At 53.3% G+C, this 25,648-nt stretch carries 22 protein-coding genes; 15 read left to right on the top strand and 7 right to left on the bottom strand.

The annotated features are described in order from the left end of the window. Positions 1-9 precede the first annotated feature (9 nt). Positions 10-318 (bottom strand): GNAT family N-acetyltransferase, encoded by a 309-nt coding sequence (locus DUE52_RS28360; RefSeq protein WP_114409475.1) that lies wholly within the window; start codon positions 316-318, stop codon positions 10-12. Positions 319-605: 287 nt separating this feature from the next. Here DUE52_RS28360 and DUE52_RS28355 point away from each other — a divergent pair, with 287 nt between their 5' ends. Together DUE52_RS28355 and DUE52_RS28350 are read left to right on the top strand one after the other, a co-directional pair. Continuing rightward, complete coding sequence (locus DUE52_RS28355) at positions 606-1,322, top strand: membrane or secreted protein (protein WP_114409474.1); 717 nt, start codon at positions 606-608, stop codon at positions 1,320-1,322. Between the two features lie 55 nt (positions 1,323-1,377). Then, the gene (locus DUE52_RS28350; RefSeq protein WP_114409473.1) at positions 1,378-2,457 is read left to right on the top strand and encodes a dipeptidase; all 1,080 of its coding nucleotides are present in this window, start codon (positions 1,378-1,380) and stop codon (positions 2,455-2,457) included. Between the two features lie 11 nt (positions 2,458-2,468). On the opposite strand, the gene DUE52_RS28345 is transcribed toward DUE52_RS28350, so the two are convergent. Further along, on the bottom strand, positions 2,469-3,038 hold the full coding sequence (locus DUE52_RS28345; protein ID WP_114409472.1) for a DUF4126 domain-containing protein: 570 nt from the start codon (positions 3,036-3,038) through the stop codon (positions 2,469-2,471). 104 nt (positions 3,039-3,142) lie between these two features. Here DUE52_RS28345 and DUE52_RS28340 point away from each other — a divergent pair, with 104 nt between their 5' ends. Further along, positions 3,143-4,078: a sugar phosphate isomerase/epimerase family protein gene (locus DUE52_RS28340; RefSeq protein WP_114409471.1), complete on the top strand. Its 936-nt coding sequence runs from the start codon at positions 3,143-3,145 to the stop codon at positions 4,076-4,078. A gap of 122 nt (positions 4,079-4,200) precedes the next feature. Here DUE52_RS28340 and DUE52_RS28335 read toward each other — a convergent pair whose 3' ends face one another. Next, on the bottom strand, positions 4,201-5,907 hold the full coding sequence (locus DUE52_RS28335) for an IlvD/Edd family dehydratase (RefSeq protein ID WP_114409470.1): 1,707 nt from the start codon (positions 5,905-5,907) through the stop codon (positions 4,201-4,203). Positions 5,908-6,077: 170 nt separating this feature from the next. On the opposite strand from DUE52_RS28335, the gene DUE52_RS28330 reads away from it, so the two are divergent. Further along, entirely contained in the window at positions 6,078-6,479 is a 402-nt protein-coding gene (locus tag DUE52_RS28330; RefSeq protein ID WP_114409469.1) for a response regulator, read from the top strand. 11 nt (positions 6,480-6,490) lie between these two features. Beyond that, entirely contained in the window at positions 6,491-8,911 is a 2,421-nt protein-coding gene (locus DUE52_RS28325; protein ID WP_133299969.1) for a PAS domain-containing protein, read from the top strand. Positions 8,912-8,934: 23 nt separating this feature from the next. Here DUE52_RS28325 and DUE52_RS28320 read toward each other — a convergent pair whose 3' ends face one another. Then, positions 8,935-10,080, bottom strand: a complete 1,146-nt coding sequence (locus DUE52_RS28320; protein ID WP_114409467.1) for a TlpA disulfide reductase family protein — start codon at positions 10,078-10,080, stop codon at positions 8,935-8,937. A gap of 245 nt (positions 10,081-10,325) precedes the next feature. On the opposite strand from DUE52_RS28320, the gene DUE52_RS28315 reads away from it, so the two are divergent. The 3 genes from DUE52_RS28315 to DUE52_RS28305 all read left to right on the top strand — a co-directional run bounded on the left by DUE52_RS28315 (position 10,326) and on the right by DUE52_RS28305 (position 13,782). Further along, the gene (locus DUE52_RS28315) at positions 10,326-11,795 is read left to right on the top strand and encodes a M48 family metalloprotease (RefSeq protein ID WP_114409466.1); all 1,470 of its coding nucleotides are present in this window, start codon (positions 10,326-10,328) and stop codon (positions 11,793-11,795) included. Positions 11,796-12,204: 409 nt separating this feature from the next. Then, on the top strand, positions 12,205-12,540 hold the full coding sequence (locus DUE52_RS28310; RefSeq protein WP_114409465.1) for a hypothetical protein: 336 nt from the start codon (positions 12,205-12,207) through the stop codon (positions 12,538-12,540). 177 nt (positions 12,541-12,717) lie between these two features. Continuing rightward, positions 12,718-13,782 (top strand): NADH:flavin oxidoreductase/NADH oxidase, encoded by a 1,065-nt coding sequence (locus tag DUE52_RS28305; RefSeq protein ID WP_114409464.1) that lies wholly within the window; start codon positions 12,718-12,720, stop codon positions 13,780-13,782. 77 nt (positions 13,783-13,859) lie between these two features. On the opposite strand, the gene DUE52_RS28300 is transcribed toward DUE52_RS28305, so the two are convergent. The 3 genes from DUE52_RS28300 to DUE52_RS28290 are packed head-to-tail and all read right to left on the bottom strand — an operon-like array spanning position 13,860 to position 16,087. After that, the gene (locus DUE52_RS28300; RefSeq protein ID WP_114409463.1) at positions 13,860-14,345 is read right to left on the bottom strand and encodes a VOC family protein; all 486 of its coding nucleotides are present in this window, start codon (positions 14,343-14,345) and stop codon (positions 13,860-13,862) included. 22 nt (positions 14,346-14,367) lie between these two features. Continuing rightward, positions 14,368-14,895: a DinB family protein gene (locus DUE52_RS28295; protein WP_114409462.1), complete on the bottom strand. Its 528-nt coding sequence runs from the start codon at positions 14,893-14,895 to the stop codon at positions 14,368-14,370. Positions 14,896-14,929: 34 nt separating this feature from the next. Then, positions 14,930-16,087, bottom strand: coding sequence for a serine hydrolase domain-containing protein (locus DUE52_RS28290; protein WP_114409461.1), 1,158 nt, complete (start codon positions 16,085-16,087; stop codon positions 14,930-14,932). Positions 16,088-16,281: 194 nt separating this feature from the next. Between DUE52_RS28290 and DUE52_RS28285 the strand changes: the two genes are divergently transcribed. The 7 genes from DUE52_RS28285 (at position 16,282) to DUE52_RS28255 (ending at position 25,501) form a co-directional block, all read left to right on the top strand. Further along, positions 16,282-17,535: a DEAD/DEAH box helicase gene (locus DUE52_RS28285; protein WP_114409460.1), complete on the top strand. Its 1,254-nt coding sequence runs from the start codon at positions 16,282-16,284 to the stop codon at positions 17,533-17,535. Between the two features lie 354 nt (positions 17,536-17,889). After that, on the top strand, positions 17,890-19,389 hold the full coding sequence (gene araA / locus DUE52_RS28280) for an L-arabinose isomerase (protein ID WP_114409459.1): 1,500 nt from the start codon (positions 17,890-17,892) through the stop codon (positions 19,387-19,389). A gap of 67 nt (positions 19,390-19,456) precedes the next feature. Further along, on the top strand, positions 19,457-21,097 hold the full coding sequence (locus tag DUE52_RS28275; protein ID WP_114409458.1) for a ribulokinase: 1,641 nt from the start codon (positions 19,457-19,459) through the stop codon (positions 21,095-21,097). Between the two features lie 114 nt (positions 21,098-21,211). Beyond that, on the top strand, positions 21,212-21,910 hold the full coding sequence (locus tag DUE52_RS28270) for an L-ribulose-5-phosphate 4-epimerase (protein WP_114409457.1): 699 nt from the start codon (positions 21,212-21,214) through the stop codon (positions 21,908-21,910). 107 nt (positions 21,911-22,017) lie between these two features. After that, positions 22,018-23,673: a sodium/sugar symporter gene (locus DUE52_RS28265; protein ID WP_114409456.1), complete on the top strand. Its 1,656-nt coding sequence runs from the start codon at positions 22,018-22,020 to the stop codon at positions 23,671-23,673. A gap of 236 nt (positions 23,674-23,909) precedes the next feature. Continuing rightward, a complete protein-coding gene (locus DUE52_RS28260; RefSeq protein WP_114409455.1) occupies positions 23,910-24,602 on the top strand; it encodes an NUDIX hydrolase in 693 nt (230 codons plus the stop codon). Positions 24,603-24,643: 41 nt separating this feature from the next. Then, positions 24,644-25,501: a dienelactone hydrolase family protein gene (locus DUE52_RS28255; RefSeq protein WP_114409454.1), complete on the top strand. Its 858-nt coding sequence runs from the start codon at positions 24,644-24,646 to the stop codon at positions 25,499-25,501. The last annotated feature ends 147 nt before the right edge of the window (positions 25,502-25,648 follow it).

Here is a 25,648-nt window from a genome sequence, read left to right as displayed (position 1 = left end):
GAATGACATTTATACTTTTTTCCGGTATTCCTGACTGATCAACCGGTTGTATTCCGGATGGTTTTTTAGATAAGCGGCTACAAATGAGCAGGATGGGATTATTTCTAAGTTATATTTCTCGATGTATTCCAGCGTGCCTTCCACCAACTGAGATCCTAAACCAGCGCCTTCCTGTTTGAAGGGCACTTCCGTATGCGTCAATACCAGCGTTTTTTCGTCTTTCGGGGTGTAGGCGATAAAAGAGAGCTGTCCATAATTTTCGAGTTCAAAGCGATTTTCCGCCCGATTGATGGAAACCGCTTTTTCCTGAGTTTTCATGATGAGGGGTTTTTAGGTTTTGTACGTAGGTAACCGTGGAAGAAGTGATATGTTACGATTCTATGGTAATTTATGAGGAAAAAACGGCTGTTTATCAATAACTGCCTCAGGCCTTGAAAATTCTCTTGTCATAATCGACGGTTTTCCTGAAATTAACGCTTTGGATAGGAACGCGGATTGAGCGGATTGAACGGATTTGCACCAATTAAAATCCGTTTTGATCCGTTTAATCCGCTCCATCCGCGTTCCTATCCGAAAGCGTCAATCAGCCCTAACCATTTCAAATCATGAAAATCAAAACCGTATTTTCCCTTTTGCTGGTGTTGTGGATGGCCACAGCTTCCCGCCAATCCGTTCCTTCGCTGGCCGGTTCCTGGCGCCTGACCGATAGTGGTGGTGCCACGGTCGACTTTGTGCTTTCGGAGGGCTATATGATGGGGGCCTTTCACGAAAACGGCCGCTTTCTGGGGGCGCAGGGTGGAACGTATCAAACCGATGGCAAGCAACTGAAAATCACCTACGAATTCAATACTGAAGACAGCATGATGGTTGGAACCACGCAAACGCTGACCATCGATTCATTCAAAGACAACCGGCTGGTTGTGAAAACCGACGACGGAACCGATACCTACGAACGCACCGACACCCCAGCGGCTCAAACCCCGATGGCCGGTTTATGGCGCATAACGGGCAACATCGACGACAACGGACAGGTGAAAACCCGCCCGCGCACCGCCCGGAAAACCCTGAAACTCCTGACCGGAAACCGGTTTCAGTGGGCCGCCATCAATCCGGAAACCAAACAGTTTATGGGAACAGGTGGTGGCACCTACACCGCTGTAAACGGTAAATACACCGAAAAACTGGAATTTTTCTCCCGCGACAACAACCGCGTGGGCCGCTCCCTGCCGTTTGAGGCCGAACTGAAGGGAAACGACTGGTATCACCGGGGGCAAAGCTCGACCGGCGGAAAGGTTAGCGAAGTTTGGAGCCGCGAAAAATAAACTTACCTTGGGGCTGAAATACCGTTTCAGCCCTTTTTACTGAAAATTGCCTGCCATGTTTTTGATTGATGCCCACCTGGATATTTCCCTGAATGCCATTGAATGGAACCGCGATTACCGGCTGTCGGCCCACGAAATCCGGGACGTGGAAGCGGGAATGACCGATAAAATTGACCGGGCCAGAGGCACGGTTTCGTTGCCCGATCTTCGCCGGGGTGACATTGGCCTCGTGGTCGCAACGCAAATCGCCCGGTTTAATCAGAGCAACGGCAATCTGCCTGGCGCGGGCTGGAATTCGCCCCACCAGGCCTGGGCCATGACCCAGGCGCAGCGGGCGTGGTATGAAGCCATGCAGGACGCGGGTGAGATGATTCAGATTCGCGACCTCGCCGGACTCGATCAGCACGTCGCGCTCTGGCTCGATGCATCGATTCCCAACGAAAAAAAAACGGTGGGCTACATTCTGAGTCTGGAAGGGGCCGATTCGCTGGTGAACTTGTCGTACCTGGAAAAAGCCTATGCGTATGGACTGAGAGCCTTGGGACCAGCACATTACAGCACCGGCCGCTATGCCCCCGGCACCGGTTTGAGCGGTCCGCTGACGCCCCTGGGCCGGGAACTGGTGTTGGAAATGGATCGGCTGGGGATCATTCTGGATGCTACACACCTGACCGACGAAGGTTTCTCGGAAGCTCTTTCCCTTTACAAAGGCCCGGTTTGGGCCAGTCACCACAATTGCCGCACGCTCGTACCACATCAGCGCCAGTTGTCCGACGACCAGATTCTTCAGTTGGCCGAACGCGGTGGGGTGATTGGCGGGTGCTTCGATGCCTGGATGATGAAACCCGGTTTTACGCAGCGAACCAGCAATCCGGCCGATTTTGGCATCACCATCGAAACCATCATCGAGCATTACGACCACATTTGCCAGCTTACGGGCAGCAGCCAGCACATCGCCATCGGCAGTGATCTGGATGGAACGTATGGCACCGAACAGTCGCCCACCGACCTGGATACCATCGCCGATTTGCAGAAATTGACCGGATTACTGGCTGCGCGGGGGTATGCTCAGGATGATATTGAAAACATCTTTTACAAAAACTGGCTGCGGTTTCTGCGGAATGCCTGGCGTTGAACCTGTGGAATTCAAACAGGCTGGCGGGGTTGCCTTTTCCGGGTGACCATGAGCCGGGTGATGAATACGAAAATGGCCAAAACCACAAAAGCAGCCAGCAGCGGCAGAAAAACCGCCATCAGCGAAAGCCCAAAGGAAGCGACGTTCTCGACACTGGCAACCACCGGATTGCCCAAACCGCCGGTCGTCGCCGTTGAGCCGATTCGCAGCAGGCTGGTGCCGGCCTGAATGAGACCCGCCGTTCCACCGCCCGCAATGATACCTAATCCCCATTTCAAAACCGGCTCGTCGATAGCGACGAATGAAGTGGTTAGGATGGCTCCGGCCACGAACGCAACCGGCGTGGCCACCGTATCCAGCGCATTGTCGAGCCACGGAATGTAGTACGCCCCAATTTCGATCAGGGTGGCTGTCGCCAGTAAAAAGAAAGCAGTCCAGGTGCCCAGCCATTCAAAACCGGGCGTTACGGCAATCCAGCCCACCTTGACGGCCAGGCTGGCGACGAGCATGGGGACAAATATCCGAAAACCGCAACAGGCACTTAGCGCAATCCCGAGGCAAAAACTAAGTATCCATTCCATACCGGCGTGTGTAGTGATCCGGGAAGAAAGATAGGAGATGGGCGTTAATAATCTCAGGAATTCCGTATTTTTCGCTCCAAAACGTTCTTATTCCCAAACCTTTCATGAACCGTCGTCAGACCCTTGCTGCCTTAGCCGCCACGACTGGTGGAGCCGTTATGTCGCCCTCAACGTTGTTAGCCCATTCCTCACCCGAAGTGGTAAAAGACCCTCCGCCGTTTACGTTTGCCCTGAATATGAGCACCATCCGGGGGCAAAACCTCGGTTTTGTGAAAGAACTGGAAGTGGCTTCGAAAGCCGGTTTTCGCTCGGTCGAAATCTGGATGAACTCCTTTCAGGAATACCTGAAAACCCATACCGTCGCCGATGTCCGCAAACTCCTGGGTGATCTGGGAATCAAAGTTGAAAACGCCATCGGGTTTGCGCAGTGGATTGTGGACGATGAAACCACCCGGACTAAAGGCGTGGAACAACTGAAGCAGGAAATGGAATTGCTGGCCCAGATTGGCTGCAAACGCACCGCAGCACCGCCGATGGGAGCGACCCAGCAGCCCGGTCTGGATCTGCGGAAAGCCGCCGAACGCTATCGCACGATTCTGGAGTTGGGGGATAAAACCGGCGTGGTTCCGCAACTGGAACTGTGGGGCGGTTCCAAAAACCTGAATAAACTGAGTGAGGTGATGTTTATCGCCGTTGAGAGCGGACACCCGTCGGCGCGGGTGTTGCTGGACATTTACCACTTGTATAAAGGCGGTTCGAGCCCTGCCAGCCTGCCGTTGGTGGGCAAACCCGGCATCGAGGTTTTCCATTTGAACGATTACCCCGCGAATCCGCCCCGCGAAACCATCGTGGATGCCGACCGTGTGTATCCGGGCGATGGCATCGGGCCGGTTCGTGATACGCTGAAACTATTGAAAACACCCGGCAAAACGATCGTGTTGTCACTCGAACTGTTCAACAAGACCTACTACGCGCAGGACGCGCTGCTGGTGGCAAAAACCGGGCTGGAGAAAATGAAGAAAGTGGCGGAGGGAGTTTGAAAAGAAGTTATTTCGCAGAGTTGAGCGGAGAAAAAAGGAGTTAAGCAGAGTTTTTTTATAATCTCTCCGCGTAACTCCCTTTTTCTCCGCTCAACTCCGCGAAACAACCCGTCTAAACTCACTTAGTGCGAGTCCCGCTTCACCACCGGGCCGGAACCGCCTTGCAGGAAATCGAAGTCAGCGCCCTCGTGGGCTTGCAGAACGTGGTGGATGTACATCCGGGTGTAGCCGCGTTCGTAGCCAAGGTCGATGGGTTTAAAATGGGTCAGCCGCCGGGCCAGTTCTTCGTTATCGACGTGGAGATTCAGCAGGCGGTTTTCAACGTCGAGCGTAATGAGATCGCCATCCTGAACCAGTGCCAGATTGCCGCCGATGGCCGCTTCCGGCGAAACGTGCAGAACCACCGTTCCAAAACCGGTGCCGCTCATCCGACCATCCGAAATCCGCACCATGTCGTGAACGCCCAGTGCCAGAATTTTGGCCGGGAGCTGCATGTTGCCCACTTCGGGCATGCCGGGATAGCCTTTCGGTCCGACGTTTTTCAACACCAGCACGCACGACGGATCGACGTCCAGTTCCGGGTCGTCGATGCGCTTTTTGTAGTCGTCGATATTCTCGAAAACCACCGCCCGGCCCGTGTGTTGCATCAGTTCGGGAGAAGCCGCCGAGGGTTTCAAAACCGCCCCGTTCGGACACAGATTGCCTTTCAGAATGGCCACGCCCGATTCCGGTTTGAACGGTTCGGCCACCGACGCAATCACATCCCGGTTGTAACATTCGGCCGCCAGGCTGTTCTCGCCCAGCGTCCGGCCATTGATCGTCATGGCGTCGTTGTGTAAAAACTGCCGCAACTCCTTGATGATGGCGGGCAGGCCACCGGCGTAAAACAAATCCTCCACAAAATGCTCACCCGAAGGCTGCAAATTGGCCAGCAACGGGATTTGGGCCGATAGTTTGTCAAAATCATCGATCGACAGCGGCACGCCCATCCGCCCGGCAATGGCCGTCAGGTGAATGATGAAATTGGTTGATCCACCCAAAGCGGCATTGACCATGATCGCGTTTTCGAAGGCCTGGCGGGTGAGAATATCGGACGGACGAACGTTTTGTTTCACCAGCTCGACGGCCCGCATCCCGGCCATGTGGGCCAGCACTTTCCGGCGCGAATCAGCCGCCGGAATCGTGGCATTGTCGGGCAACGCCAGCCCCAGCGACTCGACCATCGCGGCCATGGTGGAGGCCGTTCCCATCACGGCGCAGTGGCCCTGGCTCCGCGCCATACAGGCTTCGGCGGCCACGAATTCTTCCTGAGACATTTCGCCCTTTTTGTTGGCTTCGGCAAACCGCCAGAGGTCGGACGTGCCAATGTTGCGGCCTTTGTATTTACCCGCCAGCATCGGTCCGCCGGACACCACGAGGGTGGGAATGTCGACGCTGCAAGCGCCCATCACCAGCGAGGGCGTGGTTTTGTCACAACCACACAGCAGCACCACGGCGTCCATCGAGTTGCCGCGAATCGACTCTTCAACGTCCATGCTGGCGAGGTTGCGGAACAGCATGGTGGTCGGTTTCATCTGGCACTCGCCGAGCGACATGACGGGGAATTCGAGCGGAAAACCGCCTGCTTCCCACACGCCCCGCTTAACGGCTTCGGCCAGGTCGCGGAAGTGGGCATTGCAGGGTGTTAATTCCGAAAACGTATTGCAGATGCCGATAACGGGCTTACTTTCAAACAAATGGTGTGGAAATCCCTGGTTTTTCATCCAGGCCCGGTAGATAAAACCATCTTTGCCGGTGCGGCCAAACCATTCTTGGGAACGAAGGTACATTGTTGAATTGGAGGTTAGTGAGTGAAGGATTTCGTGACTTTTAGGAACTGAAATTTGAGTTGTCGGATCATTTTGGGCGGTAAGTTAGAAAGTTTTTGGTAAATGAAGGCCTTTGCACTTTTCATCAATAAGTTTAATATCTTCGCAAGATTACTCAATCGGTTTATGGAATGAACTCACCCGTCACTTGCTTTCTGATCGACGATGACGAAGACGATCAGGAATTGTTTACGCTGGCTTTGAAAAAAGTGGATCCAACGCTGACGTGTGTGGTGGCTGACGATTGTGGGGAAGCCATCCAAAAACTCCGCGAGGAAGATGCGTTCATGCCCCAGTTCATTTTTCTGGATTTGAACATGCCGCGGATGCACGGAAAGCAGTGTTTGATGGAGTTAAAGAAAATTGCCCGCATCGAACACATTCCCATCATCATTTATTCTACGTCGTCGGAACCCAAAGATATTCACGAAACCAAAGCCCTGGGAGCAACCGACTTTTTGACCAAACCGCCCCTCATTTCAACCCTGACCACTCGCTTGGCTAAACTGTTGTTCAATCAGCCGATGGCTTGAAAGAGCTTTTCATGGAACCCAAAACCTTGCCTGTTCCCTTCCAATTTCTCGCCCGTGGGGGCGAAATGGGCCGGTTGATCCATTCGTTCAACTGGTCGGAAACCCCATTGGGTCGTATCGAAAACTGGCCGCAAAGCCTGCGGACGACGCTGAGCATCATCCTGAATTCCAGATTTCCCATGTTTTTGTTTTGGGGCCCTGAACTGATCGGTTTTTATAACGATGCCTTCCGACCCAGCCTGGGCGTCAATGGCAAACACCCTATGGCTCTGGGACAGCGGGGTGCCGAAATCTGGCCGGAAATCTGGGCGTCGGTCAAGCCGATGATCGATCAGGTGATGGGCGGTGGTGAAGCCATCTGGAGCGAAGACCAACTGCTTCCCATCCACCGGAACGGCAGGGTCGAGGAGGTGTACTGGACTTTTAGCTACAGCCCGGTCAATGTGGAGTCGGGTGCCGTGGGCGGGGTTTTTGTCACCTGTACGGAAACGACGGAGAAAATTCTGACCCTAAAAAAAGCGGAAGAAAGCAAAGCGCAATTGCAGTTTGCGATCGATGCGGCTGAATTAGCAACCTGGGACCTGAACCCGTCCACAAACCGCTTTACCGGAAATGACCGGCTAAAATCGTGGTTTGGACTGGCTCCTGGTGCCGAAATCGATTTGTCGATGGCTCTGGATGTCATCGCTGACAAAGATCGGGATCGGGTCGCCGAAGCCATTCAGGCGGCTCTGAAACCGGGTTCGCCGGGACAGTATGACCTCGAATATACCATCGTGAACCGGCTTGACAAACGGGAGCGGTTTGTCAAGGCGAAAGGCAAGGCGTTTTTTGATGAGTCGGGAAAAGCCTATCGGTTTAACGGAACCTTGCAGGACATTACCGGGGAGGTTCGGGGCCGGGAAGAACAGCATAAATTGATGACACTGGTTGAAAACAGCGTCGATCTGATGTCGATTCTGGAACTGGATGGCACCAATTCATACATTAACAAAGCCGGGAAAGAACTGCTGGGCATCGACTGCGATCAGGATGTTTCGCTGATTCCGATTTCGGATTTGCACACACCGGAGCAATTTGAATTCGTGGCCGCCGAAATTATCCCGTCAGTCATGGGAACGGGCCGCTGGTCGGGTCGGTTTGCCGCCCGGAATGTGAAAACCGGGGAGACCATTCCGCTGTATAACAACTGCCTGCGGGTCGATGACCGGAACACGGGCTTGCCCCTGGCGATCGGGGCGGTTATGCGGGATTTGCGTCCTGAACTAGCGGTGCAGAAGGCCCTGGAAGAAAGCAAAGAACGGTTTCGCTTGCTGGCGGATTTCATGCCGCAGTTTGTCTGGGCTTCCGATTCGTCCGGAACGCTGAACTATTTCAATCAGGCGGTTTATGACTATTCCGGCCTGACCAGCGCGGAAGTAGCCAATCATGGCTGGGTTCGTATTGTTCATCCGGACGACCGCCAGGCCAACCTGGATCGGTGGATGAAATCGATGGAAACCGGGGAAGATTTTGACTTTCAGCACCGGTTTCAGCGATACGACGGGGAATACCGCTGGCAACTCAGTCGCGCCGTGCCCATGCGGGATGAGGAGGGCCGGATTCAGTGGTGGATTGGCACCAGTACCGACATCGACGACCAGAAAAAAATGGCGGACAAACTGGAGCAAATGGTGCAGCAGCGAACAGAGGAACTGAACCGGAGTAACCAGGAGTTGATCAAAACCAACCACGAACTGGAACAGTTTGCCTACATTGCCAGCCACGATTTGCAGGAGCCGCTGCGCAAAATTCAATCGTTTTCGGAACTGCTCCAGGCTAATCTGAACGATGAAGGTGCTGCGGGTCAGTACCTGACTAAAATCAGTACGTCGGCGAAGCGCATGGCCGAACTGATCAAATCCGTCCTCAATTATTCCCGCTTGTCGACCACCGCCGACCCCTTTGTCGAAACCGACCTCAATCAGATTCTGGAGAATGTCGAAACCGATTTTGAGTTGCTGATTCAGCAGAAACGGGCTACGATTCAACGCGACTGGCTACCGGTGATTGAAGGAATACCGATGCAGTTGAACCAGCTTTTTTCGAATTTGATGGGCAATTCCCTCAAATTCTCCGTGAAGGATCCCCGCATCGTCATTGCTTCGCAGGCTCTCCGGTCGACCGACGCGGCCCAGCTAAGCGGGTTAAATCCGGGTTTTGACTACGTCCACATTCAGTTTACGGATAACGGAATCGGCTTTGAGCAGGAATATTCCGAACGGGTTTTTACGATTTTTCAGCGGCTAAATCACCGCAAGTCCTACAGTGGCACCGGTATCGGTCTGGCCCTGTGCCGCAAAATTGTGGAGAATCACGGCGGCATCATCCGGGCCGAAAGCGAACTGGACAAAGGCACGACGTTCCACGTCTATCTGCCGGTGAAGCGGTGATTTGTACGGTTTTCGGAACCCCGTCACTGTATCAACTCCTTGATTTTCTTATTCAAATCTTCACCGCGTAAATTCCGGGCTACGATTTTGCCGGTGGGGTCCACCAGAAGGTTAGCAGGAACGCTGTTGATGCCGTACTGCTGCGCCACTTCATTCTTCCAGCCTTTCAAATCACTTACGTGCGACCAGGTTAAGTTGTCTTTCCGAATGGCATTCAGCCAGTTCTGGCGGTTGTTGTCGAGGGAGACGGAAAAAATTGTGAAGTTTTTATCCTTAAACGCCTGGTAGGTGGCCACCAGATTGGGGTTCTCTTCCCGGCACGGGCCGCACCAGCTTGCCCAGAAGTCGACCAGAACGTATTTGCCTTTGAAAGAAGAGAGTTTGATCACCTGGCCCAGCGTATCGGTTTGCGCAAATTCCGGGGCCACCTTACCAATGTTCAGCCGGCTCATGACGTCGATCTGCTGCCGGAAATATTTCGCCTGGGCGGTTTTTCCAATTTCCTTCGATTCCATGATCGTCAACAGGCTATCGGCTCCGGCCAGATCCCCCAAACTCATCAGTACACTGAGGACATTCACCCCGACGGCGGACGACGAATAGGTTGAAATGATATTTTTAACCCGCACCAGTTCCTGCGCAACGGCCTGCTCGCGATCCTTGATGGCGGCTTTCATCGCATTGACATCGTTGACCGCCCGGGCATTGGTGTATTTGAGTTCGGCGCGTTTGTAGCGGTTGCCAATGGCGGTGTCCATCATCATTTGCTGGATTTTCTGCCGGATATTTTCTTCCTTCGAGCCGCTTATGTTGACGGCCCAGAGCGAATCGGCATTTCCGGTGATGGTGATGGGGGAGTTTTCCAGAAAAAAGTATTGAGGGCTGGTTTTGCCCGCAACACTGAGACTGAAAAACGTGGCCTCATCCAGTTTGCCCTTGAAAGAGAATTGCCCTTTGGCATTCGCCGTGGTGGTATCGGACTGTTGCCTGGATTTGTAAAAGGAGTTTTCGGTCAGAATGATTTTTCGGTTGGCGGCATTTTTTAATGTGCCGGTGATCGTATAACCGCCCGAAACAGGCTGCTGCGCCGTTTTTTTATCAGACTTCGACTGTGCAAAACCGTCGACACAAAAAAGGTACAAAATCAAACTAGCGAACAGGAGTTTCATGATTCAGGTGTTTTAAGGCGAACGATGCAGGCCAAAGTGGCCATGTGTATACGTCGTTCCCGCAAAATTTATGTTAATATGTTATTTATGCGGAAAATTTACCTTTTAAAATAGATTGGCTCGATCCCAAAACAAAAGGGGGGGCGTTGATAGTTCATGTTGAAATAACCTCTGCTTCAGGGTGATCAACCCCAGGTTTAGGTGCAAAAAACTCAAAAATAAGAAAAGAAACCATCTCCATCGGTATGAACAAAACATTTTCCACCCTCGTACTCTTCAGTACCCTGTTTGTATTTTCTGCCTGCTCCCGAAATCCGGTTACCGGAAAACGGGAATTATCCTTGATGTCGACCGAACAGGAAATTGCCATTGGCAAGGAATCGCACCCCTCGGTGGTTTCCACGATGGGGCTTTATGACGATAAAAAATTGACCGATTTCATCAACCTGAAAGGGAAGGAGATGGCCAAAATTTCGCACCGGCCCGACTTGCCCTATCAATTCTACATCGTCGATTCGCCGGTCGTCAACGCCTTTGCCGTACCGGGCGGATATGTATACTTCACGCGGGGCATCATGGCTCACTTCAACAATGAAGCGGAGTTTGCCGGGGTGTTGGGGCACGAAATCGGACACATCACGGCCCGTCATTCGGCCCGTCAGCAAGCCACTCAGATGTTGGGCACCATTGGCATGATTGGCGGGGCCATTCTGGTGCCGCAACTGGGCCAGAACCTCGAAGCACTGCAACAGGGATTGGGCCTGTTTTTGATGAAATACAGCCGCGACCACGAGTCGGAATCGGACAAAATTGGCGTGGAATATTCGAGCAAAATCGGATATGATGCCAACCAGATGGCTAATTTTTTCAGTACCATCAAGCGCATTTCCGACAATTCGGGGCAGCAGGTGCCCGATTTTATGTCGACGCACCCCGATCCGGCGGACCGCAACCGGAAAGTGAAGGAAATGGCAACGGCTTATCAGACCCAGAACAAAGCGACCTATCAGGTGGAGCGGGAACGGTATTTGCGGATGATCGACGGTATTCTCTACGGGGAAGATCCCAAACAGGGTTTTGTCGAGAACGATATGTTTTACCATCCGGAGTTGCGGTTTCAGTTTCCGGTTCCAAAAGGCTGGCAGCACCAGAATTCGCCGGCCCAATTCCAGATGGCCCCCAAAGACGGAAAATCGGCCATGATTCTGATGCTGGCCAAAGGGAATTCGCTGGAAGAAGCCTCCCAGACGCTGGTGAAAGAGCTGGGTCTGAAAGTGCTCGAAAGCAACCGCACTACCATCAATGGCAACCCCGCTTACGTGCTGATTTCGCAGCAACAACCGCAGCAGCAACAGGGGCAGCCTCAGCAACAGCAGGATCCGAAAACCGCCCTGCAAATCGGCACCTGGCTGATTCAATACAACAACGCCGTTTATGCCCTGCATGGCCTGTCGGCGGCCGGTAATTTTGAAAGTGCGTATCGTTCTTTTCGTCCGGTGGCCGAAAACTTCCGGGCTTTGACCGATCAGGAAAAGATCAACCGCAAGCCCGAACGGGTGCAGATCCGGACGGTTTCCCGCGAAGGCTCGTTTCGCGAAGTGATGGGGACGCTGGGAATGCCGGCCAATCGCGTCGAAGAACTGGGCGTTCTCAACAGCCTGCGTCCCGACGATAAGGTGGCGCGGGGCACCCTCGTCAAAATTATCGGACGCTAACGCTACCACTTCCGTCTGATGAACCTGTTTCCAAAACGGAATTCGGAGTCATCAGACGGAAGTTCTGCTGTTGCAATCAATTGATTCTGAATCATTATCTGGATAAAAAATATAGTAGAATAGTTACATTTTGCTGGTTGAAATTTTATATATTTTTACTATAATCTTTTCAAGAACTGCTTGTTAGTCTGTGAATTAGTTAATACATTTACAATACATACTACACCGGCATTGAGGCTGCCATATTCTATTTATCCAAAATTGAGCCTCCTGTCAGCATTTCCGGGACACAACCGGCTGACCTACATCCCAAAAGCATACGAAGCCAGTACCCGGAAGCGATAGATGATCCCCAATTGGTTTTGGGTTCGATCATCAGCCGAACCACTTCTCACCAACTTTCATCAGCATGAAACGATTTTCAGTTCTATATCTATTTAAAAAACAGTACCACCACATTCTTTGTGAAACCCACGCTGAAGCCGACACCGAACTGCGGAAACTTTTCACGAAGAAAAAGAAGATTCCCCTCGGCATTTACGACGATAAAACCGAGCTTTTTTACTGGGAGCCCGTCCGGCAGCAGAAATTTGATCGGTTGACCTTGCAAGAGCAGGGTAAAGTGGGGAATGAGATGATTACCATTGCCCAGAACCTGCGAAGCCGGGACGATCACTGGGTGCCTAACGAGACCCAGTTGCAATCCGATATTCTTCAGCGTCCTCTTTTTCTGATTCATGATTGATGGACCAGATCTTACAGGTGTTGTAGAATGTCGTTACCGGGCAATTGGAGGAGAACACCTGCCCGGTTTTGAAAACCTGGCAGGTGTAGCGAGGTGATAGGGCGCATGAAAAATCGGTGGTTTTTCGAACTCCTTCAGGGGGCTGTTGGTTAAAAAAGCATACAATCGTAAAGTATCATGCCAAACTTATTCAGTCCGTTAACCATTCGAAGTGTTCAATTCAAAAACCGGATTGCGGTTTCGCCCATGTGTCAATATTCCAGTGAAGACGGTTTTGCCAACGACTGGCACCTCGTTCACCTGGGTAGCCGGGCCGTGGGTGGGGCGGGTTTGGTGATGACGGAAGCCACGGCGGTTTCGCCGGAAGGCCGGATTTCGCCCGACGATCTGGGCATCTGGAAAGACGAGCATCTGGTTAATCTGAAACGCATTGCGGCTTTCATTGAAGCTCACGGCTCCGTTCCGGCCATGCAACTGGCGCATGCCGGGCGAAAAGCGAGCCACAACCGGCCCTGGGATGGCGGCAAGTTCATTGCTCCGGATGCCGAACGCGGCTGGCAAACCGTAGCGCCCAGCCCGATTCCGTTCAGTTCTTCCGAGCCGATGCCGCTCGAATTGACCATCGAAGAAATTGAAAGCATCGTGGCCGATTTTGTGGCGGCAAGCCGTCGGGCGCTGGAAGCCGGTTTTAAAATCATCGAACTTCATGCTGCCCACGGTTATCTGGTCCACCAGTTTCTGTCGCCCCTCAGCAACCACCGGACGGATCACTACGGCGGTTCGTTCGAAAACCGCATCCGGTTTCTGCTCGAACTGATCGAACGGGTGCAGACGGTTTGGCCGGAAGAGTACCCCTTGTTCGTTCGGATTTCGGCAACGGACTGGACCGAAGGCGGCTGGACGGCCGACGATGCCGTGGCCTTGTCGACGGTTTTAAAAGACAAAGGCGTCGACCTGATCGACTGCTCGACGGGGGGCAACGTCGCGGGGGCTAAAATTCCGCTCAGCCCCGGCTATCAGGTTCCCTTTGCCGAGAAGGTCAAAAAGGAAAGCGGGATTCTGACGGGTGCAGTCGGGCTAATCACCACGCCCGAACAGGCCAATGAGATCGTGGAGAGCGGTCAGGCCGACCTGGTGTTGCTGGCCCGCGAATTTCTGCGCGACCCCTATTTTCCACTTCATGCCGCCCAAAAACTGGGGGCTGAAACCGCGTGGCCACCCCAATACGTACGAGCGAAGTAAACGCCGGTTTGGCGTCACCCTGACAGCGGTCGAAGACCCTGTCAGCGGTGACGCCAAACCGGCCAACGCAAGAAATTTTACAACGACTCCCGCAGCAACGCTTCCAGATCGAGCGGTCGCGTATACATTTCCAGCGAACCGTCGGGTTTCTGGGGCCACGCGTCGCGCGGACGATCCCAGTACAATTCAACGCCGTTCTGGTCGGGGTCATTCAGGTAAATGGCTTCCGATACGCCGTGGTCCGAGGCTCCGGTGATGGCGTAGTTAGCTTCGACCAGACGCCGAAACGCGACCGATAAATCCCGGCGGGTCGGATACAGAATGGCCGTATGAAACAGGCCTGCGCTGCGAACCGGGGCCGGTGGGCCATCTTTGCTGTACCAGGTGTTCAACCCGATGTGGTGATGATAGCCGCCCGCAGAAATAAAAGCCGCATCTTTTCCGTAGGTTGTCACGAGCGTAAAGCCCAGCAGGTCGCAGTAAAAACCCAAGGCACGCTCCAGATTGGCAACTTTCAGGTGAACGTGACCGATGCGGGTTTGGTCGGGAATGGTATATGCCATGTCAGTGGGGTAAAGAGGTCCGTTAATGATCCGGTTTCGGATAGGTAAGCAACACGCGAACGGTTACAAAAAGTTGCCCGACATGCCGCTGCGTATGCTCGGCGGAGTGAAACAACAGACCCAGAACCGTGGAGGGAAGTTGCGCCCGGCCAATGCCCCGAAAATCGGTCAGCGTCTGTTCGTCGGTGTTGGCCAGTTGCTGAAGGGCCTGATCGACCTGGCTGTTAAACCGGCTGATCAACTCCAGAACCGGATTTTCGGACTCGAACGATTTGCCCTCCGCAGCCAGCCACGCGCGCTGGGCGGGTGACAAACTTTCGTTTCGGGCGTAAGTAAAGAGCCGGTCCAGCACACCCGTCAGGTGCTGTAAATGAAACCCAACCGACGCCACACCGGCCGGTTTTTGCCACAGATAGCGGCTCGGGAAATCGTTCATCAGCGCATAGACTTCTTCCCGCGCCTGCAACAGGGCGTGGGCAACGGGTTGCAGCAGGGAAGGAATACCGGCGACGGGGCCACGTTGCCAGACTTCAGGCTTTGGATTTGACATGCTTGTTTGTTGAGTATGTGTGGATGGATTATACTTATTTTACTGCGGCCAGAACCCGTTTGAATAATGCATCGGGATTGCCGTTATGCCACCGCCAGACGATCACCAGATCATGTTCCGGGTCGATCCAGATGATGTTGGAACCGGCCCCAATGGCGGCAAAACTCGTTGCCGGGGCGTTGGGCCAGGCCTTCTTTTCGGTGTTGAGCCACCACAAATAGCCGTAATCCTGACCCGTCGGCCCCTTTTTGACCGATTCTTTAAACCAGTTGGCCGAAACCAGTTGCCGATCATTCCAGCGACCCTTTTGCAAGGCCAGATACCCCAGCCGGGCTTCGTCGCGGGTGTTGATCCAGAGACCACCGCCCCAGCGCGTTCCGCCACTGACCGACGACATCATTTTTCCGTCTACTTTCACCCGCGCGTTCGGATAGCCCACATACTGCCAGGTGTTCGAAGCGCCAATCGGGTCCATGATTTCGTCTTTCAAGACATTGGGCAACGGTTTTTTCCATAATCGTAGCAGCGAAAGCGCCAGCCGGTTCACGCGCACGTCGTTGTATTCGTAGAACGTGCCGGGTTCCTGCAAGGTTCGCGGTTTTCGCTCTCCGCGCCCGTAAGCAGCCGTCCCGACAAAATCGTGTTTCTTCCCCCACAACTCGCCTTCCCACTCGCTGGTTTGCCGGAGGTGGTGTTCCCAGGTCACTTTGCGGTTTTGCTCCGAGTCATACCCGCCATCCTGAATGGAACTTGCTACCGGATCATGAACATCCTTGATCAGACCCCGGTCGATGGTCAATCCCAGAATCGTGGAAAGCACACTTTTGGCTACACTATACGTCGGATCGGGCCGTCCGGTTTCGCCCCATTCCGCTACAATATAACCGTGTTTGAGAATCAAACCGTTGGTTTGGGCGCGATCCGAGGGAATGGGCCCCAGCAGGGTACCGAAGATTTCTTCCTGAGTCGAAAAATCGCGCGGCATTTGCTGGGTTTCCTGCTGTTGCGCAAAGGTTACGGCCTGCTGCAACAAAGCCGCATCCAGGCCCACCTGCTCCGGTTTTCGTCGTTCCCACGCATCGCCGGGAGCCGGGTAATAGACGGTAGATTGATTAACTGATTGTTGAGCAGGGCGTTGGCAGGTGGAAAATACCAGTAGAACGGCAAAAGCGGAAAGGGTGTGACGAATCATAGCGTTTGGACTAACCGGCCCGATGGGAATGAGGGGCTAAAAGAACGGTTCGGTTAGCAATGTAAGCGAATCAAAGGAAAAGAAGAAGAGCCGGGCGGAGGGAAATCGGCCCTAACATCCGCATGGAATTTGCTTTAATGCCTGAAATAGTGTTATATTGACCAAAATCTACACTTAACCTTTAGTTTTTTAGCTTGAAATTCTCAGACTTTGGCTTCGATGATCGGTTGATGGAAGGTATCGACGCCATGAATTACGATACGCCTACACTTGTACAGGAACAAGTTATCCCTCTTATATTGGCTGGTAAAGATCTCATTGTCTCGGCCCAAACCGGCACGGGCAAAACCGCATCTTACCTGCTTCCTATTCTTCACAAAATAACGTCGGCCGGTCCTGATGATCAGATCAAGGCACTGGTGATTGTGCCTACCCGCGAACTGGCGATTCAGATTGCCCAGAACCTGGAAGGCTTTTCGTATTTCACCTCGGTCAGCTCGATTGCTGTCTATGGCGGGGGCGACGGGGCTTCCTACAGCACGGAGCGGCAAGCCCTGGCGGGTGGTGCCGACATTGTAATCTGCACACCGGGCCGGATGATCAGCCACCTGAACATGGGCTATGCCAAAATCGATCAGTTGCAATACCTGATTCTGGATGAAGCCGACCGCATGCTGGACATGGGTTTCCACGGCGATATTGTGAAAATCATTTCGTTCCTGCCCGCCAAACGGCAGAGCTTGCTGCTGTCGGCTACCATGCCGCCCAAGATTCGGGAACTGGCGCGGAAAATCCTGCACAATCCCGAAGAAATTACGCTGGCATTGTCGAAACCGCCGGCCAAGATCGTTCAGGAGGCTTTTGTGGTTTATCAGAAACAGAAAATTGCGCTGGTCAAATACCTGCTGAAGGAACATAATTTCCCGTCGGTGCTGATATTCTGTTCCCGGAAAGAAAACGTCAAGCAACTGGCCCGCGAACTGAAACAGGCCGGTTTTGCCGCCGAAGCGATTCATTCCGACCTCGAACAGAATGAACGCGAGCAGGTTCTGCTGGCCTACCGAAGCCGGAAACTGAAAATTCTGGTGGCAACCGATATTCTGTCGCGCGGGATCGACATCGACAACATCGACCTCGTTATCAACTACGACGTTCCGCACGACGGCGAAGATTACGTTCACCGGATTGGTCGCACGGCCCGCGCCGAAACCACCGGGATTGCCTATACGTTTATCAGCGAAACCGAGCAACGAAAATTCGCGGCCATTGAACGGTTACTGGGTGTGCCGGTAACCAAGGTTCCGTTGCCCGCGCATCTGGGTGAAACACTGGAATATAACCCATCGAAAAGTGCCGCTTTTCCCCCGCGCAAAAAACGGCCAGGTCCCCGGAAAGGACCGTCCAACCGCCCAAAAGGGGGGGGAGGCCGCTCGGAACGACCCGCCTGACGGATCGAACAAAAACTACTGAACAGGAATCGCATTCCTGTTTTTTTTATGCCCTTTCAAATTTAGGACTTCGTCTGATAATTCTTTGCACTTTCGCTTTTGCCCCGTTCCCCTAAAGGGGACTTGGACGCAGCTTAATCCGGATCCTATAAGTCCCCTTTAGGGGAACGGGGCAAAAGCGAAAGTGCTAAAATTGAAAATCCTTTATTCTTTTCAGGAACCGCTTTTAGACACTGGATTATTTCCAGTATAAATTTTCTCTTTCCATAAACGTAAAAAATACATTTATTATTTATATTTGCCTACCAAAGCCTGATCGATCCTTGAAAGGCTACCTCAACACCCCATTCGCCAATGATTTCTTTTGACCATTTAGAAGTCTGGTTTGTTACCGGCAGCCAGCATTTATACGGTGAAGACACCCTCAAACAGGTCGCGGAACATTCCCGGACCATCGTCGATGCCTTCAACCAGTCGTCGGCCATTCCGGTCAGAATTGTTTTCAAAACCGTACTGACCGGCCCGGATGAAATCTATAAACTGTGTCTGGAAGCCAACACTGCACCCAACTGCATTGGCTTGATGACGTGGATGCACACGTTTTCGCCCGCCAAAATGTGGATCAACGGCTTGAAGATTTTGCGGAAACCGCTGCTGCATCTACACACCCAGTTCAACCGTGACATTCCCTGGGAGACCATCGACATGGATTTCATGAACCTCAACCAGTCGGCGCATGGCGACCGGGAATTTGGGTTCATCAACGCCCGCTTGCGCCTGGAGCGCAAAGTGGTTGTCGGACATTGGGAAGACTCCGAAGTGCACGAGCGCATCAACGTCTGGGCGCGGGTGGCCGCCGGTTGGCACGACTTGCAGGGTGCCCGGTTTGCCCGGTTTGGTGATAACATGCGCGAAGTGGCCGTCACGGAAGGGGATAAGGTGGAAGCCCAGATCAAGTTTGGCTATGCGGTTTACGGCTACGGGATTGGTGATCTGGTCGCGTATGTCAACCAGGTAACCGATCAGGAAATCAATACATTAGTAAGCGAATATGAACAGCGATACCAAATTGTTGCCGAACTGCAAAAAGCCGGGTTACGCCACGATTCGCTGCGCGATGCTGCCAAAATCGAAATTGGCTTACGCGGTTTTCTGGACGATCACCAAATCAAAGGATTCACGGATACCTTCGAAGACCTGCACGGCCTGAATCAACTGCCTGGAATTGCCGTACAACGGCTGATGGCCGATGGCTATAGTTTCGGGGGTGAGGGCGACTGGAAAACGGCGGCACTGGGCCGGGCCATTAAAGTGATGGGAGCGGGGCTTCCAGGCGGCAGTTCGTTCATGGAAGATTACACCTATCACCTGTCGCCCAACGGTCAGCGGGTGTTGGGCGCGCACATGCTCGAAATCGATGAATCGATTGCCGACGGAAAACCGTCCTGCGAAATTCACCCCCTGTCGATTGGCGGCAAAGCTGATCCGGTTCGGCTGGTGTTCAATGTGGCACCCGGCGCGGCCATCAACGCGTCGGTGGTCGATATGGGAAACCGGTTTCGATTGATTGTCAATGAAGTGGATGTCGTTTCAACGGAAAAACCGCTGCCGAAATTACCGGTCGCCCGCGTCTTGTGGGATGCCAAACCCAATCTGAAAACGGCTGCAGCCGCCTGGATTCTGGCCGGTGGCGCGCACCACACGGTTTTCAGCAAAGCGATTTCCTCCGAATACATGGAAGATTTCGCCGAAATCGCGGGCGTCGAATACGTCCTGATCAACGAAGAAACCCGCATCCACGCCTTCAAACAGGACCTGCGTTGGAACGAAGCATACTATCACTTAAAGCATTAAGAGTGATGAGTTAAGAGTTGGCTGACGCATGCACTCTTAACTCATCACTCTTAACTCATCACTCATTATGCCATACGTAATTGGGGTTGATTTTGGAACGGACTCGGTGCGGGCGGTTCTGGTGAATGCCGAAACCGGTGACGAATTGGCTTCGGGTGTTCATGAATACGTTCGGTGGAAAACCGGTGCCTATTGTGACCCCGCCCGTTCGCAGTTCCGGCAACACCCGCTCGATTATCTGGAAGGATTGGAGCAATCGGTTCGGAGCGCGCTACGTGCGGTTTCGGCGGAGGTAATTGCCGACATTCGGGGAATTTCGGTCGATACGACGGGATCGACACCCGGCCCGGTCGATGAAAACGGGACGCCTTTGGCATTGCTTCCCCAGTTTGCCGACAATCCGAACGGCATGTTCATTCTCTGGAAAGACCACACGGCCAACCAGGAAGCGGAAGAAATCAACCAACTGGCGCACCGCTGGGATACGGATTTTACGAAATACGTGGGCGGAATCTATTCCTCCGAGTGGTTTTGGTCGAAAATCCTGCGGACGCTGCGGGTCGATGAATCCATCCGACCGGCGGCTTTTTCCTGGATTGAACACTGCGACTGGATCTCGGCGGTTTTGACCGGCAACACCAACCCACTGACGCTCAAACGAAGCCGGACAGCGGCTGGCCATAAAGCCCTCTGGCACGCAGAGTTCGACGGATTGCCGTCCGAAGAATTTCTCACCACGCTCGATCCGCTGCTGGCGGGACTGCGCGACCGTCTCTTTCGCCACACCTACACGTCCGACGAGCCGATGGGCACGATTTCGGCGGAATGGGCGGAAAAGCTGGGCGTTCCGACTACGGTTATCATTGGTGTCGGCGGTTTTGATGCGCACATGGGTGCCGTTGGGGCCAATATTGAGTCCTACGCCCTGGTAAAAGTAATTGGAACTTCCACCTGTGACATGCTCATGGCGCCTTCCGAAGACGTCGGCCATTTGCTGATTCGCGGCATTTGCGGACAGGTCGACGGCTCCATCGTGCCGGGCATGCTCGGGATGGAAGCGGGGCAGTCGGCGTTTGGCGACCTCTACGCCTGGTTTACGCGACTCATTCTGGAACCGGTCGCCGGTTTATTAACGCAACAAGGACAGGCGAGTTTGATTCCGTCGCTGCAAACCGCACTGCTTCCGTACTTAGCCGAACAGGCCAGCCAATTGCCCGTCCGTTCAACCGACATCGTTTCCCTCGACTGGCTGAACGGCCGACGCACGCCCGATGCCAATCACACGCTGAAAGGCGCTATTTCCGGGTTAAATCTGGGCAGCAGTGCCGCGCACGTTTTCAAATCGCTGGTCGAAGCCACAGCCTATGGCGCACGCCAGATTGCCGAACGGTTTGTGGAAGAAGGTGTCCCGATTCAGCAGGTCATCGCCATTGGCGGGGTGGCCCGGAAGTCGGCCTTCGTCATGCAAACGCTGGCGGACGTCATGAACGTACCCATCAAAGTGGCCGAATCCGACCAGTGCTGCGCCCGGGGAGCTGGCGTGTGTGCCGCCGTGGCCGCCGGTATTTATCCGACATTCGCCGAGGCCCAAAAAGCGATGGCTTCCGCTTTCGATGCCGTGTATACGCCCCGTCCCGAACGGGCTGCCGTGTATGATGTGCTTTACGAGCGGTATTTGAGTTTGGGCGGTTTTATTGAGAAAAAATGACCCCCACCTCCCCTAAAGGCCGGGCGGCCGGTGCCGGGCTTAAAAAATCCGGATACATTAGCCCGGCACCGGCCGCCCGGCCTTTAGGGGGTTGGGGGCAAAAAACTAGTTGCTATGAGCTTATATCAATCCCTGAAAGAAGCGGTTTACGAAGCCAATATGGAAATTCCCCGGCAGAAGCTGGCAATTTACACTTTCGGCAATGTCAGCGGAATCGACCGGCAAGCGGGTGTGGTGGGCATCAAACCGAGCGGTATTCCGTACGACGAACTGACACCCGACGACATCGTCATTGTGGATCTGGACAACCAGTTGGTGGAAGGAAAAATGCGGCCGTCGTCCGATACCAAAACGCATACCTTACTGTATCGCCATTTCGAAACCATCGGCGGTATTTGCCACACGCATTCCACGTATGCGGTCGCCTGGGCGCAGGCCGTGCGCGAAATTCCGAATCTGGGCACCACCCACGCCGACCATCTGGTGGCTTCCATTCCAGTGACGGAGGTGATGTCCGACGCGATGATTCAGGGCGATTACGAACACGAAACCGGCAACCAAATCCTGAATGTTTTTCGGGAACAAAACCTCTCGGCCAGCGAAGTCGAGATGGTGCTGGTCGCCTGTCATGGCCCGTTTGCCTGGGGAAAAAATCCGGCGAAAGCCGTTTATAATGCGACGGTTCTGGAAGAACTTGCCAAAATGGCTTACCTCACGCTGACCATCAACCCCGACACGCCCCGCATCAAGCAAAGCCTGATTGATAAACACTATTTCCGGAAACACGGCAAAGACGCGTATTACGGACAGTAACCCAGACAGCGGCCAGCGGCCCTGTCTGCGGTTGAATTGGAGCCATCAAAACCGCAGACAGGGCCGCTGGCCGCTGTCTGGGTTTACCCCTAAACCTTCCTGCAATCATGACCCTTGGACTCGAATCGGTTGACTATTTCATCTTTCTCATCTACTTCGTCATCGTCGCGGTGTACGGATACTGGGTATACACCCACAAAGGCAAGCAAACCGCCGATTCGAAAGATTTCTTTCTGGCCGAAGGCTCCCTGACCTGGTGGGCCATCGGCGCGTCGATCATTGCTTCCAACATCTCGGCGGAGCAATTCATCGGCATGAGTGGGCAGGCGTTTCAGCTCGGTCTGGCGATTTCGGTGTATGAACTGGTGGGCGGTTTTTCGCTCATCATCATTGCGGTGTATTTTCTGCCGATGTACATCAAAAACAAGATTTACACCATGCCGCAGTTTCTGCAAAAACGCTACGATGGGCGGCTGGCAACGATCATGGCGGTTTTTTGGCTGCTTCTGTACATCCTCGTCAACCTGACGTCTATCATTTACCTGGGAGCTTTGAGTCTGGAAAAAATGACCGGTTTCGGTTTCATGACCTGCGCCGTTTTTCTGACGGTTTTTGCGGTTTTCATCACGCTGGGCGGCATGAAAGTGATTGGCTACACGGATGTGATTCAGGTCGTTTGTCTGGTTGTAGGCGGTTTGGCCACCACCTATTTGGCCCTCGATCTGCTGTCTGACCGGGTCGGAACCGGCGCGGGTGTTTTTGAGGGACTGGGCCTGATTCGCGAAAAAGCGGACCACCATATGCACATGATTTTCAGCAAGGGGCAGTACCAGGTTCACGACGGAAAAGGCGGTTTTACGGATGCCTATACCCAATTGCCCGGTTTGATGATGTTTGTGATTGGCGGACAATGGATCGTTAATTTTAACTACTTTGGTTGTAATCAGTACATTACGCAACGGGCTTTGGGGGCCGACCTCAACACGGCCCGCAACGGTCTGTTGTTTGCTTCGTTTCTCAAAATCCTGATGCCCCTGATTGTGGTTTTGCCCGGTTTGGCCGCTTATGTATTGTTTCAGGAAAACGCCGAACCGGCGATTGTTCGGGGCATTACCGAAGGCGGTATTGTGAAACCGGATAATTCCTATCCGGTTTTGCTCAATCTGCTGCCGGTGGGTCTGAAAGGGCTGGCGTTTGCAGCTTTGACGGCGGCCATTGTGGCGTCATTGGCCGGGAAAGCCAACAGCATCGCGACGATTTACATGCTCGATATTCACCGTAAGTTTTTCAACACCAACCTGACCGAGAAGCAAACCGTGTGGCGGGGGCGGATTGCCATTGTCGTTTCGTTTCTCATTGCCTTGGTAATCAGTCCGTTTCTAAAGAATTTCGGGCAAGGTTTCGAATACATTCAGGAGTATACCGGTTTCATTTCACCGGGGATTCTGGCAATTTTTCTGCTCGGTTTTTTCTGGAAAAAAGCCACCTCCAATGGAGCACTGGCGGCTGCCTTGCTGAGCATTCCGCTGTCGGCCTACCTGAAATTCAACGCCACCGACATACCATTCCTGAACCGGATGGGGCTGGTTTTCTGGGCGTGTGTCGCCTTGCAGGTCGTGATCAGTCTGGTCGAATCGAAAGGCCAGGATTCGCCGAAAGCCTTTGCCGTGGAAGCCGGCTGGTTCCGGGTTTCAAGATCGTTTTTGATTGGTGCTGCGGTCATTACCGGACTAGTAATTGTGGTATTTTCGGTATTTTATTAACGTACTGACGGACTTTAGTCCGTGAAATCCTTAATATTAATGCGAACTATGAGATTATTGGCCGCGTAGCGGACTGATGTTTCCGGGGCGCCGGTGCGATAGCAAAACAAATCACCTGATCCTATGGCACGTAATTAACTCATAATCATGCAGTAAATCTCATAGTTTGCGTTAATATTGAGGCTAGGATCAATCATTGTAAGGATTTCACGGACTTTTGTCCGTGGGTACGTCGAATGGAAATTGTATACGACCAGCACGAAAAGCATTTTGTCGCTTTAGATTGCATTATTTTTGGATTCGATCAGCAGGAACTGCAACTGTTGCTGATCAAGCGGGGATTTGAACCCGAGCAGGGCAACTGGTCGCTGATGGGCGGTTTTTTGAAAAGTGACGAAAGCATCGACGAAGGCGCCGAACGGATTCTGGAAACCCTGACGGGTTTGACCGGCGTTTACATGGAACAACTGTATGCCTATGGTGAAGTCCGGCGCGACCCGGTGGCCCGCACCCTCTCGATTGCTTACTACGCCCTCATTCGCACCGACCAATACGACAAAAAACTCGCCGAATCGCACAATGCCAGGTGGTTTCCGGTTTCCCAACGACCGGATTTGATTTTTGACCACAACGACATGGTGGAGAAAGCCCTGGCCCGGCTACGGCGTCGGGCACGCACTCAACCCATTGGTTTTGAGCTGCTTCCCGAGAAGTTTACCATTCCCCAACTGCGCAGTCTCTACGAAGCCATCAACAACCAGCCGCTCGATCACCGAAATTTTAGCAAACGACTCAACTCGATGGAGTGGCTGGTGAAACTGAACGAAAAAGACAAAGTTTCGTCCCGAAAGGGGGCTTTCTACTACCAGTTCGATCAGGACCTGTACCAGAAGCTGGTGCAGGAAGGCAGTAGTTTTGATTTGAAATAACCGTAAACTATTTTGTATCTTTCCTGCTAAACCTTTGACCCATGGATCAGCGCATTATCAACCTATTTGACGAGTACACCCACGTACCGCTGAAGCGGGATGTCTTTCTGTCACGACTGGCCAAATTGACCGGCGGCATGACCGCAGCCCTGGCGGTTTTATCGACCCTGGAAGTGAACTATGCCCAGGCGCAAACCGTTGCGGGTCAGGACGACCGGATCATCACCGAACGCGTCACCTATCCTGGTTCCGACACCACCATGAAAGGCTATCTGGCCCGCCCGAAAGCGAATGGAAAGTACGGCTCGGTGGTCGTCATTCACGAAAACCGGGGTCTGAATCCACACATCGAGGACGTCACCCGCCGACTCGCGCTGGCCGGTTTTCTGGCCATGGCCCCCGATGCGCTCTCAGCCGCCGGAGGAACACCCACCGACGAAACGCAGATGCGGGAGTTGTTTGGGAAACTGGATGCCGAAAAAACGAAACAGAATTTCCTGAAAGGCCTGGATTACCTGAAAAGCCGCCCCGACAGCAATGGCAAACTCGGTTGTGTCGGTTTTTGCTGGGGTGGCGCCATGTCAAACCAGTTGGCCGTCAATTACCCCGATCTGAAAGCTGCCGTTCCATTCTACGGTCGTCAGCCCGATGTTGCTGATGTCCCGAAAATCAAAGCGACGGTCCAATTGCATTACGGCGGGATGGACGAACGGGTAAATGCGGGGATTCCGGCCTACGAGGAAGCCCTGAAGAAAGCGAATGTACCGTATCAGTTGTATGTCTACGAAGGGGCACAACACGCTTTTCACAACGACACCGCCGGCCCGCGCTACAACGAAGCCGCTGCCAAACTCGCCTGGGGACGAACCGTTGCGCTTTTTAAGGAGAAACTGGGTTGAAAAATGAATGAAAAATGTAAAATCAGTACTGTACGAAGGATTTGGCCTTACGGGATAAAAAGTTAAAAGTTTGTTGTTCTTTGATCTACTGGATTTTCAAAAGCGATGGATAAACCAATTATTCAGAGTCAGTCGGTTTTAGCTTCG

It is taken from the genome of Larkinella punicea, from assembly GCF_003334855.1.
Lineage (GTDB): Bacteria > Bacteroidota > Bacteroidia > Cytophagales > Spirosomataceae > Larkinella > Larkinella punicea.
Note: the sequence above shows the minus strand (reverse complement) of the source record. Positions and strands in the feature narration are given on the sequence as shown.